The sequence below is a fragment of the Streptomyces sp. NPDC051207 genome (assembly GCF_040682395.1).
GTDB lineage: Bacteria > Actinomycetota > Actinomycetes > Streptomycetales > Streptomycetaceae > Streptomyces.
Window position 1 is genome coordinate 92,706 of the sequence record NZ_JBFBAX010000017.1, and the last position, 14,477, is coordinate 107,182.

Genomic DNA, 14,477 nt, shown 5'->3' on the forward strand with positions numbered 1-14,477 from the left:
TCCCTCGGCGGCGGGCGGCCTAGCGTGACGGGGCGGGGGCGGTCGGAGGAGGAGAGGTCCCATGACAGTCACGGGCAAGGGCGCGGCCGGTATGTCCATCCTCACCCCGGACGGGCTGCGGCGGTACCGGGAGGACGGCTTCACGGTGGTGCGCGGGCTGTTCGGGGCGCACGAGGTGGACCGGTTGTGCGCCGAGTTCGCGGCGCTGCACGCGGCCGGGCCGGTCCCCGGGCATTTCACGCCCCGTGCCGCCGGGCCCGGCGGCGATCCGCTGGACGCGTATCCCCGCGTGATGCATCCGCACGAGATCAGCGGCGTGGCGCGGAGCGTGCTGCTGGACGCGCGGCTGCGGGCGGTGCTGGAGGCGCTGTTCGGGGAGGAGGTGCTGGCCGCGCAGAGCATGTTCTACTTCAAGCCGCCCGGCGCCCGGGGGCAGGCGCTGCACCAGGACAACTTCTATCTGCGGGTGGAGCCGGGCACCTGTGTGGCGGCGTGGCTGGCCTGCGACGCCGTCGACCGGGACAACGGCGGCCTGGAGGTGGTGCCGGGCACGCACCGCATGGACCTGTTCTGCCCTCAGGAGGCGGACGCCGAGGTGTCGTTCGCGCGGGAGTACGTGCCGCCGCCGCCCGGTCTGCGGGCCGTGCCGGTCGACATGGCGCCGGGGGACGTCCTGTTCTTCAACGGCAGCCTGGTGCACGGCTCGGGGCCCAACCGCAGCGCCGGCCGGTTCCGCAGGTCGTTCATCGGGCACTACGTGGGCCGTTCGGCCGAACGGATCGGCGACTTCTACCGGACGCTGACGATGGACGGCGAACGGGTCGCGCTGCCGGGGAGTGAGGGGGCGGGGCCCTGCGGCACGGAGTTCGCCCCGCGGGAGCCGCACTAGGCGTTCGCGTCCTTGCCGGGCGTGGGTTCGCCGTGGCTTGTCGCGCGGTTCCCCGCGCCCCTTCACGGGGTGCTCTCAGTGGCCGGCGATCGGGTGCGGAACGTAGGGCTGCTCCAGTTCCTCGATCTCCTTGTCCGTGAGTTCGAGGCCGACCGCGGCCACCGCGTCCTCGATGTGCTGCGGCTTCGCCGCGCCGACAACCGGGGCGGTCACCGTGTCCTGGTGCAGCAACCAGGCCAGGGCGACCCGGGCGCGCGGCACGCCCCGCTCACCGGCGATGCGGGCGACGGCCTCGACGACGGCGCGGTCGCCCTCCTGGTAGAGGGTGCTGCCGAACCGGTCGGTGGCGCTGCGCTCGGTGGTGGTGTCCCAGTCCCGGGTGAGCCTGCCCCGGGCCAGCGGGCTCCAGGGCAGGACGCCGACGCCCTGGTCCGCGCAGAGCGGCAGCATCTCGCGCTCCTCCTCGCGGTACATGAGGTTGTAGTGGTTCTGCATGGACACGAAGGGCGTCCAGCCGTTCATGCGGGCGGTGTACTGGGCCTTGGAGAACTGCCACGCGTACATCGAACTCGCCCCGAGGTAGCGCACCTTGCCCACCTTCACCAGGTCGTGCAGGGCCTCCATCGTCTCCTCGACGGGCGTGTGCGGGTCCCAGCGGTGGATCTGGTAGAGGTCGACGTAGTCGGTGCCGAGGCGGTCGAGGCTGTGGTCGATCTCGGTCATGATCGCCTTGCGGGACAGGCCGCCGCCGTTCGGCCCGGGCCGCATCCGGCCGTGCACCTTCGTGGCGAGCACGATCTCGTCGCGGCGCGCGAAGTCGCGCAGCGCCCGGCCGACGATCTCCTCACTGGTGCCGTCGGAGTAGACGTTCGCGGTGTCGAAGAAGGTGATGCCGGCGTCCAGCGCCTGCCGGATCAGCGGGCGTGAGGCCGCCTCGTCGAGGGTCCACTCGTGCACGCCGCGGTCGGGAAGTCCGTAGGTCATGCAGCCCAGACAGATCCGCGACACGTCGAGACCCGTCGAACCGAGCTTCACGTACTGCATCGTTGCTGCTCCTGCCTTCGGAGGACGCCGGACCGGGGGTGTCTGATCGGGGGTACCAGAGGCGAGCGTACGTCTTCGTGCGCGCTCGAAGGCCGGGACCGGGCACCGGCCGGACGGGGCGCCGCCGCCGCTGCCCGCAGGGGACGGCCCGGCATGGGAGCGGACGCGCCGTCGCGGTTGAATCTTGTCCGTGTGGATGTTGGACTCGGACAAACAGAGCCGAACGTGACGATGGGACGGATGCCATGCCTCTGGAGGGCGAGTACGAACCGAGTCCGGAGCAGTGGGTGCGCGAGCAGGTGGAGCTGTACGAGAGTTCCGGCGGCACGCAGGGGACGACCCTGCGGGACACGGGCCTGCCGGTGGTCGTGCTGACGAGCCGGGGCGCCAGGTCCGGCAAGCTGCGCAAGACGCCGGTGATGCGCGTCGAGCACGGGGGCCGGTACGCCGTGGTCGCCTCCCTCGGCGGGGCCCCGAAGCACCCCGTCTGGTACTACAACCTCAAGACCCACCCGCGTGTGGAACTCCAGGACGGGCCGGTGAAGCGGGACATGACGGCCCGTGAGGTCACCGGCGCGGAGAAGGCCGAGTGGTGGGAGCGCGCCGTCGCGGCGTTCCCGCCGTACGCCGAGTACCAGCAGAAGACGGACCGTGAGATTCCGGTGTTCGTCCTGGACCCCGTGGACGGGAACTGACCTCCCGGAAAAAAGTTTCACCGGACGCGCATGTTCCGGTGACGGCCGGGCACCCGTGTGTCAGGCCCCGCCGCGTTCCCCCGTCGCGGCGGGGCTTTCATGTGCCCGGCGCGCGAGCCGGTCGGTCACGTCGAGGAACACCTCGGTGGCCTCCGGGACGGTGCTGTAGATCGACCGCTTGATGCGCACGGCGACCTCCTCGACCCGTTCGCTGTCCAGGCCGGGCACCAGGTCCACGCGGGCGGCCACCAGGGCCGAGTCCAGGCCCGTCTTCATGGTGAGCAGCGCCTCCACGCTGTCGATCTCGGGCTGTGCCTCCAGCAGCGCACGGATGCGGCCGCTCGCCCGCGGGTCGGCGGCCTCCCCTATGAGCTGGTCGCGGGCCTCGCGGCCGAGCCGGTAGGCGACGAACACGAGCAGGGCGCCGATCGCGAGCGACGCCGACGCCTCCCACACGGCCTGCCCGGTGACCATGTGCAGGGCCATTCCGGTGATGGCGAGGCTGACGCCGAGCACCGCCGTGCCGTCCTCGGCGACCACCGTGCGCAGCGCCGGGTCGCGCAGCCCGTCCACTCCGCCGCCCTGCCGGCGCACCTGGTACAGGGCGCGCATCAGTGAGGCGGCCTCGGCGAGGAGGGCGACGACCAGCACGACGAGACCGGCGACGTATCCGGAGAACTTCTCCTCGGCGTCGCCGCTCAGGGCCTCGAAGCCCTGGAAGAAGGAGAAGCAGCCGCCCATCACGAAGATGCCGACGGCGGCCAGCAGCGACCAGAAGTACCGCTCCTTGCCGTAGCCGAACGGGTGACGCCGGTCCGGGGGGCGCCTGCTGCGGCGCAGCGCGGCCAGCAGGAAGACCTCGTTCAGGCTGTCCGCCACGGAGTGCGCGGCCTCCGACAGCAGCGCGGGCGAGCCCGCCACGAGCCCGCCGACGGCCTTGGCCACCGCGATCACCAGGTTGGCCGCGAGCGCCACCAGGACGGTGACGCGGGTCCTTCGTTCCGTTCTGCTCTCCGGGGGTGTCTTGCTCACCTGTGCTCCGTCGCTCTCGCGTCCACGTTCGCCGATTGCCCCGGTCGGCCCAGCTCACACCGTGCCGTCGGCCGATTTCGGGGAACGCGTGTGTGGGGGCATACGCGACCCGGCAGTGGATACGGCAGTTACGGCAGGACGTACGCCAGTGCGTACGGCAACGCATACGGACGTGAGGAGAGCGGCCATGAGCGGCGACCGCGGAGCCGGGCAGGACGCAGACGCCGGCCCGGACGGCAACAGCGCGTACGGCAGGAAGGCGTTCAAGCGGTCCAAGGCGCACTTCGCGGACCGGATCACCGCCGACGGCCGGGACGGCTGGCCCGTCGAGTCCGGCCGCTACCGGCTGGTGGTCAGCCGGGCCTGCCCGTGGGCGAGCCGCGCGCTGGTCTCCCGGCGGCTGCTGGGCCTGGAGGACGCCGTGTCGCTGGCCGTCGCCGACCCGATCCAGGACGACCGCGGCTGGCGGTTCACCCTCGACCCGGACGGCCGCGACCCGGTCCTCGGCATCCGCTTCCTCAGCGAGGCCTACGACCGGCGGGAGAGCGGCCATCCGGGCGGGGTGAGCGTGCCGGCGGTGGTGGACGTGCCCAGCGGCAAGCTGGTCACCAACGACTACCAGCAGATCACCCTGGACTTCGCGACCGAGTGGACGGCCCTGCACCGCGACGGCGCGCCGGACCTGTACCCCGAGGCGCTGCGGGACGAGATCGACGAGGTGATGGAGGACGTCTACGAGGACGTCAACAACGGCGTGTACCGGGCGGGTTTCGCCACCGGGCAGGAGGAGTACGAGGCCGCGTGCGCGGGTGTGTTCCGCCGTCTGGAGCTGGTGGCGGGGCGGCTGGAGCGGCAGCGCTATCTCGTCGGGGACACGATCACCGAGGCGGACATCCGGCTGTTCACGACGCTGGTGCGGTTCGACGGCGTTTACCACGGCCACTTCAAGTGCAACCGGTGGAAGCTGGCGGAGCACCCGGTGCTGTGGGCGTACGCCCGCGATCTGTACCAGACGCCCGGGTTCGGCGACACGGTGGACTTCGACCACATCAAGCGCCATTACTACCGGGTGCACACCGGCATCAACCCGGTCGGCATCGTGCCGATCGGCCCGGACCTGTCCGGCTGGCTCACCCCGCACCACCGTGAGGAGCTGGGCGGGCGGCCGTTCGGCGACGGGACGCCGCCGGGGCCGGTGCCCTCGGGCGAGGAGGTGCCGGCGGCAGGACGGCCCTGACACGACCGGGGCGCGAGCACCCCGGATCCACACCGAACGAGACCGACGACAACGACGAGACCGACAGCGCCGACGACACCGGGAGCCGTCGGAGAACTGAGAGGACCCACGTGGCCAAGAGCAGCAGCAAGATGAAGAAGAGGCTTCCCGCCGCCTACAAGCCGGTGGGGTTCGCGCTGAGCTGGGCCGGCGGCGCGCTCGCGGGGATGGCCTTCCGCCAGGTGTGGAAGGCCATCCGGAAGGAGGACGACGCGCCCGACGCACTCGACCCGGACCGCCGCTGGGGCGAGATCCTGCTGGCCTCCGCGATCCAGGGCGCCATCTTCGCCGCGGTGCGCAGCGCGGTGGACCGCGCCGGCGCGAAGGCCATCGAGCGCCGTACGGGGGTGTGGCCGGCCTCGGACAAGAGCGGCCGGGACTGACGGGTGGGACTGACGGACCGTCACCCCGGTGGGGTGCGGTCCGTCAGCCGCGTTTGGGGGCGAGGGGCGCGACACGGCGCAGGGTGAAGGAGTGGCCCGCCGGATCGGCGAAGCCGCGCTCCTCGTAGGGGCCGTGCGCGTCCTTCGCCTCCAGGGGCCGTCCGCCGAGTTCGACCACCTTGCGCTCGGCGGCGTCCAGGTCGTCCACCATGAACTCCAGGTGGGCCTGGAGCGCGTTCTCCGGGCGCGGCCAGCTCGGCGGGGTGGCGTTCGCGTCGCGCCGGAACGCCAGCCGGGTGCCGTCGGGGCTGCGGATCTCCACCCGGTTGGCGGCCACGTCCGTGTCCTCGGCGTCCAGGAACTCCCGGTAGAAGACGGCGAGTTTCTCGGGCTCGGAGCAGTCGAGCACCACGACGCCCGCGTTGACCAGTGCCATGTTTCCTCCGTTGGTTCCGGGGCGCGGTGCGGCACCGCGCCCGGTCCTTTGCGGTTATCCCGGCCCGCCGGATTCAGTCGGCCGCCGGCCACGGTCCGCGGTCGTCCGGACACGAGCAGCCGCCCGTTTTCGGCCGCGCGCCGTTCTGACCGGACGTCATGGGCGGGCCGGGCCCATGGGGACGCGGGGCGCCGGGTCCGTCGCGTGGTCCGGCGAGAGGGTCAGCGGGTCGTCTGGAACGTGCGCCGGTAGGTCTGCGGCGACACCCCGATGGCCGCGTGCAGGTGCTGGCGCAGTGAGGCGCCGGTGGCGAAGCCGACCCGGCCGGCGATCTGGTCCACGGACAGGTCGCTGGACTCCAGCAGGTGCCGGGCGCGGGCGACGCGCTGCTGGATGAGCCAGCGGCCCGGGCTGAGGCCGACCTCCTCGTTGAAGCGGCGGACGAAGGTGCGCCGGCTCATCCGGGCGTGCGCGGCGAGGTCGGCCAGGGACAGGGGCCGGTCGAGGTGTTCCAGGGCCCACGCCCGGGTGGCCGCCGTGCCGGCGGCGCCCTGCTCGGGGACCGGCTGCTCGATGTACTGGGCCTGGCCGCCGTCGCGGAACGGCGGGACCACGCAGCGGCGGGCGACGGTGTTGGCGAGTTCGCTGCCGTGGTCCTCGCGGAGGAGGTGCAGGCAGACGTCGACGCCGGAGGCGGCGCCCGCGGAGGTGAGGATCCGGCCGTCGTGGACGAAGAGCACGTCCGGGTCGAGGCCGACGTGCGGGAACAGCCGGCGGAAGTGGTCGGCGAGCCGCCAGTGCGTGGTGGCGCGGCGGCCGTCGAGGAGTCCGGCGGCGGCGAGTACGAAGGCGCCGGTGCAGATGGAGACGATCCGCGCGTCGGGCGGGATCAGGGCGAGGGCGTCCGCCACGTCGGCGGGGAGTTCGGGGGTGATCAGGGCGGGCGCGACGGGCGCGATCACCACCGTGCCGGCGGTGGCGAGCGCCTCGGGGCCGTGCTCGACGGTGATGCCGAAGTCCGCGTTGGTGCGCACCGGTCGGCCGTCGACGGTGCAGGTCAGGACCTCGTACCGGTCGTCGGCCGCGCCGAGGATCCGGCTCGGGATGCCCAGTTCGAAGGGGTAGACGCCGTCCAGGGCGAGGACGACGACGCGTTCCGGGCGCTTGGTGTGCCGCATGGCCACGACTCTACGCCCTCGTTGGCACGATCGTGTCGAATGTTGGCCATCATGCCATTTCCCTGCCGGGCGGCGACCGGCAGGCTGGTTCACCATGAGCACTGTGAACACGATGAAGGCCATCAGCCAGGACGTCCTCGGCGGACCCGAGGTCCTCAAGACGGTGGAGGTGGAACGGCCCGCGCCGCGGCCGAACGAGGTACTGGTCCGGGTCAGGGCGGCCGGCGTCAACCCGACCGACTGGAAGCACCGCGAACACGGCGGCTTCCTGGGCGAGCCGCCCTTCGTGCTGGGCTGGGACGTGTCCGGCGTGGTGGAGGCCGTGGGTGTCGGCGTCGCCCGGTTCCAGGTGGGCGACGAGGTGTTCGGGATGCTGCCCTACCCGTTCGGGCACGGCTCGCACGCCGAGTACGTGACCGGCCCGGCCCGCGCCTTCGCGCACAAGCCCGCCTCGATCGACCACGCGCAGGCGGGCGCGCTCCCGCTGGTGTCCCTGACGGCCTGGCAGGCGCTGGTCGAGACGGCGGACGTGCGCGAGGGGCAGCGGGTGCTGATCCACGCGGCGGCCGGCGGCGTCGGGCACGTGGCCGTGCAGATCGCCAAGGCGCGCGGCGCCCACGTGATCGGCACCGCGAGCGCGGGCAAGCACGACTTCCTGCGCGGCATCGGCGTGGACGAGGCGATCGACTACCGGACGACGGACTTCGCCTCGGCGGTGAAGGACGTGGACGTGGTCCTGGACACCCTCGGTGAGGACACGCCCGTCCGTTCGCTGCGGGTGCTGCGCCCCGGCGGGATCGTGGTGTCGATCCTGCCGGGCGGCTCGGACGAGTTCCCGCGGGAGGCCGAACGGCTCGGCATGCGCGCGGTGCGGATGCTCGTGGACGCGTCCCACAGCGGGATGCGCGCCGTCGCGGAGCTGGTCGAGGCGGGCCGGCTGCGTCCGGAGATCGAGCGGACCTTCCCGCTGGCCGAGGCGGCTCGGGCGCACGCGCTCGGCGGCACCGGCCGCACCACCGGGAAGCTGGTCCTGCTGGCCGACTGACCTCGGCCGACAGGCCTCCGGCAGGCCCGGACGACCCGCCGAAAACCCTCGAACGTGCCGCTGCACGTGCGCCTGAACGTGCAGCGAAAGAACTCGGCCGCAATTCGAAGACATATGTCAATCGAACATGCTCCAATTCCATCGTTCGGGGGTAACTTGCGGGCAGGGAGGCGGTGTTGGGCCGCTTCCCTGCCGGCGCTCGGAGAGTTGGAGGCGGTGTCGTCGTGCAGCAGGAGCCTGCGCCGTTCACCCGGTATCTGCGCGTCCATCAGGACCGGGGCCACACGGTGCTGGAGTTCCGGGGCGAGATCGACATCGCCGCGGCGGCGGAGATCGCCCCGCACCTGGACGAGGTGACCGGCGGCGCCACGCCTCGCGTCGTGATCGACCTCAGCCGGGTGGAGTTCTTCGACTGCTCCGGGCTGCGGCTGCTGTACCGGGCCCGGCGGCGGGTCGTGGACCGGCACGGGCATCTGCTGCTCGTCTGCGCCCACCCGCTGACCCTGCGCGTGCTGCGCGTCACAGGCATGTCCCGCCTGCTTCCCCCGCAGCCCACCCTGGAGGCCGCCCTCGCCTGCCCGGAGGCCACGTCCGGCTCGGTGTGACGGCCCCCCTCTCCCCCCCTCTGGGCTCCCCGACCGCTCCCGTGCGGCGCATTCCCGCCAACTTCCCTGTCTCGCAAGGGAAATCAACTTCCCTGTCTGGCAAGGCAAGCGGCGGGCACCCGGAGAGGAGGAGGGAGGGCCGCCGCCATGACGACATCCATCGGACGCGTGCCCGGCTGGGCGAAGGTGCTGGGCGCGGTCGTCGTCGTGCTCGCCGTGCTGTTCGCCGGGCTCCGGCTGACCGTACTGCCGGGACTGAAGGACCTGTTCGGCACCGAGACCCACGACCGCTCCGGCCCCGCGCTGCTCGAGTCCATCCGGGACATGAGCCGCTACGAGGCCGCCTCCGGGAACTTCCAGGTCGTCGTGGACCTGGAGAAGGACGCCGCCTATCTGCCCGACGCGGTCCGCGGCACCCGCACCCTGTACGTCGGGGCCGGCACCGTCGACGCCCATGTCGACCTCGGGAAGATCCGCAAGGGCGACGTGAGGGTCGACGACGACCGCACCTCGGCGACGATCAGGCTGCCGCACGCCGCGCTCGGCACCCCGGCCCTCGACCCGGACCGGTCCTACGCCGTCTCCAAGCAGCGCGGGCTGCTCGACCGGCTCGGCGACCTGTTCTCCGGCAACCCGAACGGCGAACAGGCCGTCCAGAAGCTCGCCGTACGGCACATCGGCGAGGCGGCGAAGGACAGCGGCCTGACCGAACGCGCCGAGACCAACACCACCAGGATGCTCCAGGGCCTGCTGCGCTCCCTCGGCTTCAAGGAGGTGCGCGTGACGTACGGCAGCTGACCCGCCGGAATGCCGGCCACTGGAGCGACGGAGCGACTGGAGGATTCATGAACCGATCAGGCGCGCGCCCGCGTGCCTTGTCCCTGCGGGGCGGCCTGGCACGGCGCCGCCCCGCCAAGCCCGAGCCCGGACCCGAGCCGGAGCGGCGCCCGCTGCCGCTGCCGCTGCGGCTGCTGGCGATGCTGTGCGCGTTCGCGTTCATGGTGGCGTTCGCGGCCGTGCTGGCCCGGCTGACCCTGCAGCCCTCCCCCGCCTCGGAGGCGCTGACGCACAGCAACCTGCACCCGGGCCGGTCCCTGAGCGCCTATCTGGACCAGCCCGAACTGCGCGACGCCGTACGCCAGATCGGGGGAAACGTGCTGCTGGGCGTGCCCTTCGGGGTGCTGGTGCCGGTCGTCGCACCGCGCACCCGGGGGCTGCTGCGGGTCATGCTGCTGACCGCCGTCGTCATGCTGCTGGTCGAGTTCGCGCAGGGGGCGGTGGTGACCGGGCGCGCCTTCGACATCGACGACGTGATCCTCAACACCACGGGCGCGCTGATCGGTTACCTGCTCGTGGGACGCCGGCTGAGCCGGGCCGTGCACGCGCGCGAGAAGCGCGCGTGACCCGCCTGCCGCGCGGCCACCCGGCGTGGACCGGCCGTCACGGGGGCGGGCCTCAGCGCCGGGTCCAGGTGAACTTGTCGCCTCCCACCCAGCGGACCACGTCCGGGTCGTCCAGGTCGTGCACCGTGATCCCGAACGCGGCGGCGGCCTGGAGGACGTCGACGACGGCCTTGGCCTCACCGACCACCTGGCCGTCGATCTCCACGATCCGGAACGGCGGTGTGCCGGGCTGCACCCTGTGCACCATGATCCGCGGGTGGGAGATGTAGGGGCTCTCGCTCTCGGTCATGTCATAGAGGGTAAAACGCATCCTTCGTCCATGAATGACCGGATTCTTCCGGAAGGTCCGTCTCCGGAGGGGCCGTGCGCCGTGTCAGGGACGGCGCCACTCGTCGCCGGTCAGGTGCGAACCGGCCTGCGGCCCCATCCGGAGCATCCCGCCGTCCACGCTCCACGAGGCGCCCGTGACGTACGACGCGTCGGGGCCGGCGAGGAAGGCGATCACGGCGGCCACCTCCCGGGCGTCGCCGGGACGTCCCAGCGGCACGCCCGGACGGCGCTCGGTGTGCACGTCGGTGTCCTCCTGGCCGGTCATGGGCGTGGCGATCTCGCCGGGCGCCACCGCGTTGACGGTGATGCCGTGCTCGGCGAGTTCCAGCGCCATGACCTGGGTGAGCAGTCCGAGCCCGCCCTTGGCCGCGCAGTACGGCGCCGCGCCGACCCGCGGCTGGTGCTCGTGCACGGACGTCACGTTGACGATGCGGCCCCCGCCGCCCTGCCGGATCATGTGCCGCGCCGCCCGCTGCCCGCACAGGAAGGGTCCGACCAGGTCGACGTCCAGGACCTCGCGGACGGTGGACAGCTCCAGGTCGAGGAACGGCGTCATGGTGCCCGTACCGGCGTTGTTCACCAGCACGTCCAGCCGCCCCAGTTGCTCGCACAGCTCGTCGACCGCGTCGGCGGCCTCGGGCAGCCGGGTGAGGTCCATGCGGGCCACGGCGGCGCGCCGGCCGTGGGAACGGATCTCCTCGGCGGTCTCCTCGGCGCCCTCCAGGTCCTCGTGCCAGGTGATGCCGACGTCCAGCCCCTCCCGGGCCAGGCGTACGGCGGTGGCGCGGCCGATGCCGGAGTCGGCACCGGTGATCACGGCCACTCGGCCGGCGGAAACGGTCATGGCGGGCTCCTTGTCGGCAGGACGGCGGGCGACAGCGCATCGCAGTACCCGGACGGGTACCCGGCAAACCGGCCCGTCCGTCGTGCGGCCCCGGAGGCGGTGGGCAACCCTGGACCCAGGAGGTGACCGCGTGGCGATGGACCCCGTGGAGGCGCTGGACCGGATCGCCTTCCTGCTGGAGCGGTCCCTGGCGCCGACGTACCGCGTCCGCGCGTTCCGCACCGCGGCCCGGACGCTGGCCGCGCTGGGCGAGGAGCAGGTCCGGGAGCGGGCCGCGGCCGGGTCGCTGGAGTCACTGAAGGGCGTCGGCCCGAAGACCGCGCAGGTGGTGCGCGAGGCGCTGGCCGGGGAAGTGCCCGGCTACCTGCGGAAGCTGGAGGCCGAGGCGGCCGGGCAGGGCCCCCGGGCCGGTGACGGGCTGCGCGCCCTGCTGCGCGGCGACTGCCATCTGCACTCCGACTGGTCCGACGGCGGCAGCCCCATCGAGGAGATGGGCCGGGCGGCGGCCCGCCTCGGCCACGAGTGGGCGGTGCTCACCGACCACTCCCCCCGTCTGACGGTCGCCCGGGGCCTGTCGGCCGAGCGGCTGCGGGAGCAGCTCGACGTGGTGGCGGAGCTGAACGGGACCTGGGCGCCGTTCCGGCTGCTGACCGGCATCGAGTGCGACATCCTCGACGACGGCTCCCTCGACCAGGAACCCGAGCTGCTGGACCGGCTCGACGTGGTGGTCGTGTCGGTCCACTCCAAGCTGCGCATGGACGCCCGCGCGATGACCCGCCGCATGGTGGCCGCCGTACGCGATCCGCACTCCGACGTGCTGGGGCACTGCACCGGGCGGCTGGTGACCGGGCGGGGGCGGCCCGAGTCGCAGTTCGACGCGGACGAGGTGTTCGCGGCGTGCGCCGAGACCGGCACCGCCGTGGAGATCAACAGCAGGCCCGAGCGGCTGGACCCGCCGCGCCGGCTGCTGCGGCGGGCGGTGGACGCGGGCGTGCTGTTCTCCGTCGACACCGACGCGCACGCCCCCGGCCAGCTGGACTGGCAGATCCTCGGATGCGCCCGGGCGGAGGAGTGCGGGGTGCCCCCGCGGCGCGTGGTGACCACGTGGTCCGCGGACGACCTGCTGGCCTGGGCCCGGGAGCGGCGGCTGCCGGACGGCGTGGCCGGACCCTGACGTGGTACCCGGCCCCGCCACGAGAGGAGAACGAACACATGCACGCACGCGCCGCCGTGTTCGACGTCGACGGCACCCTCGTCGACACCAACCACCTGCACGTCACCGCCTGGTGGGAGGCCTTCCGGCAGGCCGGGCACCGGGTGCCGATGCACACCGTCCACCGCGCGGTCGGGCTGCCCTCCACCGACCTGATCGCCCGGGTGCTCGGCGAGGACCGGGACAAGGACCGCGACGACGGGATCAGCGCCGCGCACAAGACGCTCTACGGGCAGTACTTCGACCGGCTGCCCGCGCTGGACGACGCGGGGCGGCTGCTGAAGCGGCTGGCCGGCGACGGCTGGCGCGTCGTGCTCGCCACGTCGGCGAGCGGACCGGAGCTGTCGGCGCTGCGGCGCGCCCTCGACGCGGACGACGCGATCACGGCGACCGCGAGCGCGGAGGACGTCACCGAGGGCAAGCCCGCTCCCGAACCCGTCGAGCATGCCCTGGAACTGGCCGACGTGCCCGCCGAGCGGGCCGTGTTCGTCGGCGACACCGTGTGGGACATGCGGGCGGGCAGCCGCGCCGGGGTGCGCTGTGTGGCCGTGCTGTGCGGCGGCATTCCGCGCGCCGACCTGGTGGAGGCCGGCGCCGACGCCGTCTACGACGATCCCGCGCACCTGCTGGAATCCCTGGCCGACAGCCCGCTGGCGTGAGCCGGCCGGTGATCCGGTTACCCGCTCCCGTATGACGCGAGTGACGGAAACGGTACGCAGGGAGACCGAGACCCTGATCGAGGCGGGGCGTGCCGTGCTGCGCGGCCCCGGCCGGGAGCGGGACCTGCTGGTGCAGTCCCTCAAGGCGGCCGGGGCGGCCCTGCTCGCCTGGGTGATCGCGGACGAGTGGCTGGGCGACCCGATGGCGCTGATGGCGCCGTGGGTCGCGCTGGTGCTCGTCCAGGCCACCGTCTACAGCTCGCTGCGGCAGGCCGGGCAGCAGTTCGCGGCGATGTGCGTCGGGGCACTGCTGGCCTCGGGGGCGCAGCTGCTCACCGGGGACACCCTGGTCGCGCTGGCGCTCTCCGTCCCGGCGCTGATGCTCCTGGCGAACTGGCCCCGCTTCGGCGACCAGGGCGTCTACGCCGCGACCACCGCCGTGTTCACCCTCGCCTCGGGCACCGTGAGCGGCGCCGCGGTCGCCCACCGGCTGGGGCAGGCGGCGCTCGGCGCGGTGATCGGGGTGGCCGTGAACGCGCTGGTGCTGCCGCCGGTCCACCTGCGCGACGTCCGGGAGAACCTGAAGGGGCTGGCACGGCAGGCCGGGGACGTGCTGCACGCGGTGGCCGCCGATCTGCGGCACGGCGAGTGGGACACGTCGACGGCGGCCGACTGGCTGCACGCCGCGGCCCGGCTGGAGCGCCGCCTGGAAGGGCTGCGCTCGGCACGCGGCTGGAGCCGGGAGAGCCTGCGGCTGACCAAGCGCTGGCTGCACCTGGTGCACCGGGCGCCGGCATCACTGCCGGACGAGGCCGAGGACGAGCGGTGGAGCCACATCACCGGGCACATCAGGGCACTGGTGCGGACCCTCGCGGTGGCCGCCGACGACAGCCGGACGCCCGCGCCGCCCGAGGAGGAGGCGCTGCGCACGTACGCCCGGCTGCTGGAGCTGATCGGCGACGCCTGCCGCCTGGCGAGCGAGCAGTTGCCCGACACGTGGATCGACCCGGCCGACGACCGGGTGGCCGTGGCGGAGATGGACGAGCTGCACGAGCGGCTCCAGCGCAGTCTGCGCGACCACGCCGGTCAGGGGGCCGGCCGCACGGCCGTCCTCGGGACGCTGCTGCTCCAGGCGGAGAACATCTGGGCGGAGGCCGTGCCGGAGGGGCGGCGGGAGCGTCAGCCCGGCTGAGGCGGGTCGGCGGATCACGAGCGGGTGTCGGGTGACACGGATCACCGCGCACGGTGGCAGGTCCAGGAACACCCGTCGGTAATTGCACGTTGAACAAACCGTGGGTACCGTGACCGCCACCGGTGACCGGCATCCGTGTCCACCACTGAGCCGCCCCGGCCGTGATTCCCCCGTCACGGCCGGGGCTTCCTCCTTTCCGGGGCCGGACTCATTCCGGGACCGGCTCTTTCCGGGACCGGGCCCGCACGGTCCG

General features: G+C 73.1%; 17 protein-coding genes. 11 read left to right on the top strand and 6 right to left on the bottom strand.

Translation table 11 applies throughout. The features are described from left to right. Positions 1 to 61 precede the first annotated feature (61 nt). Complete coding sequence (locus AB0M97_RS18475; RefSeq protein WP_365961926.1) at positions 62 to 889, top strand: phytanoyl-CoA dioxygenase family protein; 828 nt, start codon at positions 62 to 64, stop codon at positions 887 to 889. 75 nt (positions 890 to 964) lie between these two features. On the opposite strand, the gene AB0M97_RS18480 is transcribed toward AB0M97_RS18475, so the two are convergent. Next, positions 965 to 1,933 (bottom strand): aldo/keto reductase, encoded by a 969-nt coding sequence (locus tag AB0M97_RS18480; protein ID WP_365961927.1) that lies wholly within the window; start codon positions 1,931 to 1,933, stop codon positions 965 to 967. A gap of 245 nt (positions 1,934 to 2,178) precedes the next feature. Between AB0M97_RS18480 and AB0M97_RS18485 the strand changes: the two genes are divergently transcribed. Then, the gene (locus tag AB0M97_RS18485) at positions 2,179 to 2,628 is read left to right on the top strand and encodes a nitroreductase family deazaflavin-dependent oxidoreductase (RefSeq protein WP_365961928.1); all 450 of its coding nucleotides are present in this window, start codon (positions 2,179 to 2,181) and stop codon (positions 2,626 to 2,628) included. Between the two features lie 60 nt (positions 2,629 to 2,688). Here AB0M97_RS18485 and AB0M97_RS18490 read toward each other — a convergent pair whose 3' ends face one another. Beyond that, a complete protein-coding gene (locus tag AB0M97_RS18490; RefSeq protein WP_365961929.1) occupies positions 2,689 to 3,660 on the bottom strand; it encodes a cation diffusion facilitator family transporter in 972 nt (323 codons plus the stop codon). 187 nt (positions 3,661 to 3,847) lie between these two features. Here AB0M97_RS18490 and AB0M97_RS18495 point away from each other — a divergent pair, with 187 nt between their 5' ends. Both AB0M97_RS18495 and AB0M97_RS18500 read left to right on the top strand, forming a co-directional pair. Further along, positions 3,848 to 4,897: a glutathione S-transferase C-terminal domain-containing protein gene (locus tag AB0M97_RS18495; RefSeq protein WP_365961931.1), complete on the top strand. Its 1,050-nt coding sequence runs from the start codon at positions 3,848 to 3,850 to the stop codon at positions 4,895 to 4,897. A 110-nt stretch (positions 4,898 to 5,007) separates the two neighbouring features. Further along, positions 5,008 to 5,319, top strand: coding sequence for a DUF4235 domain-containing protein (locus tag AB0M97_RS18500; protein WP_365961932.1), 312 nt, complete (start codon positions 5,008 to 5,010; stop codon positions 5,317 to 5,319). Between the two features lie 43 nt (positions 5,320 to 5,362). On the opposite strand, the gene AB0M97_RS18505 is transcribed toward AB0M97_RS18500, so the two are convergent. Further along, the gene (locus AB0M97_RS18505) at positions 5,363 to 5,755 is read right to left on the bottom strand and encodes a VOC family protein (RefSeq protein WP_365961933.1); all 393 of its coding nucleotides are present in this window, start codon (positions 5,753 to 5,755) and stop codon (positions 5,363 to 5,365) included. Positions 5,756 to 5,976: 221 nt separating this feature from the next. Further along, positions 5,977 to 6,933 (bottom strand): helix-turn-helix domain-containing protein, encoded by a 957-nt coding sequence (locus tag AB0M97_RS18510; protein ID WP_365961934.1) that lies wholly within the window; start codon positions 6,931 to 6,933, stop codon positions 5,977 to 5,979. A gap of 94 nt (positions 6,934 to 7,027) precedes the next feature. Between AB0M97_RS18510 and AB0M97_RS18515 the strand changes: the two genes are divergently transcribed. The 4 genes from AB0M97_RS18515 to AB0M97_RS18530 all read left to right on the top strand — a co-directional run bounded on the left by AB0M97_RS18515 (position 7,028) and on the right by AB0M97_RS18530 (position 9,986). Continuing rightward, entirely contained in the window at positions 7,028 to 7,978 is a 951-nt protein-coding gene (locus tag AB0M97_RS18515; protein ID WP_365961935.1) for an NADP-dependent oxidoreductase, read from the top strand. A 224-nt stretch (positions 7,979 to 8,202) separates the two neighbouring features. Further along, complete coding sequence (locus AB0M97_RS18520; RefSeq protein ID WP_365961936.1) at positions 8,203 to 8,583, top strand: anti-sigma factor antagonist; 381 nt, start codon at positions 8,203 to 8,205, stop codon at positions 8,581 to 8,583. Between the two features lie 147 nt (positions 8,584 to 8,730). Then, entirely contained in the window at positions 8,731 to 9,381 is a 651-nt protein-coding gene (locus tag AB0M97_RS18525) for a DUF4230 domain-containing protein (RefSeq protein ID WP_365961937.1), read from the top strand. A gap of 47 nt (positions 9,382 to 9,428) precedes the next feature. Next, positions 9,429 to 9,986 carry a VanZ family protein gene (locus AB0M97_RS18530; protein WP_365961938.1) on the top strand — a complete coding sequence of 186 codons (558 nt, stop codon included), beginning with the start codon at positions 9,429 to 9,431 and terminating at the stop codon, positions 9,984 to 9,986. 52 nt (positions 9,987 to 10,038) lie between these two features. Here AB0M97_RS18530 and AB0M97_RS18535 read toward each other — a convergent pair whose 3' ends face one another. Both AB0M97_RS18535 and AB0M97_RS18540 read right to left on the bottom strand, forming a co-directional pair. Continuing rightward, positions 10,039 to 10,275: a hypothetical protein gene (locus tag AB0M97_RS18535; protein WP_365961939.1), complete on the bottom strand. Its 237-nt coding sequence runs from the start codon at positions 10,273 to 10,275 to the stop codon at positions 10,039 to 10,041. Positions 10,276 to 10,359: 84 nt separating this feature from the next. After that, a complete protein-coding gene (locus AB0M97_RS18540) occupies positions 10,360 to 11,160 on the bottom strand; it encodes an SDR family oxidoreductase (protein WP_365961940.1) in 801 nt (266 codons plus the stop codon). A gap of 136 nt (positions 11,161 to 11,296) precedes the next feature. Here AB0M97_RS18540 and AB0M97_RS18545 point away from each other — a divergent pair, with 136 nt between their 5' ends. Genes AB0M97_RS18545 through AB0M97_RS18555 form a run of 3 tightly spaced genes read left to right on the top strand, consistent with a single transcriptional unit; the run spans position 11,297 to position 14,224 of the window. Continuing rightward, positions 11,297 to 12,334 carry a PHP domain-containing protein gene (locus AB0M97_RS18545; RefSeq protein ID WP_365961986.1) on the top strand — a complete coding sequence of 346 codons (1,038 nt, stop codon included), beginning with the start codon at positions 11,297 to 11,299 and terminating at the stop codon, positions 12,332 to 12,334. A 38-nt stretch (positions 12,335 to 12,372) separates the two neighbouring features. Beyond that, positions 12,373 to 13,032 (top strand): HAD family hydrolase, encoded by a 660-nt coding sequence (locus tag AB0M97_RS18550; protein WP_365961941.1) that lies wholly within the window; start codon positions 12,373 to 12,375, stop codon positions 13,030 to 13,032. 31 nt (positions 13,033 to 13,063) lie between these two features. Continuing rightward, complete coding sequence (locus tag AB0M97_RS18555; protein WP_365961942.1) at positions 13,064 to 14,224, top strand: aromatic acid exporter family protein; 1,161 nt, start codon at positions 13,064 to 13,066, stop codon at positions 14,222 to 14,224. The last annotated feature ends 253 nt before the right edge of the window (positions 14,225 to 14,477 follow it).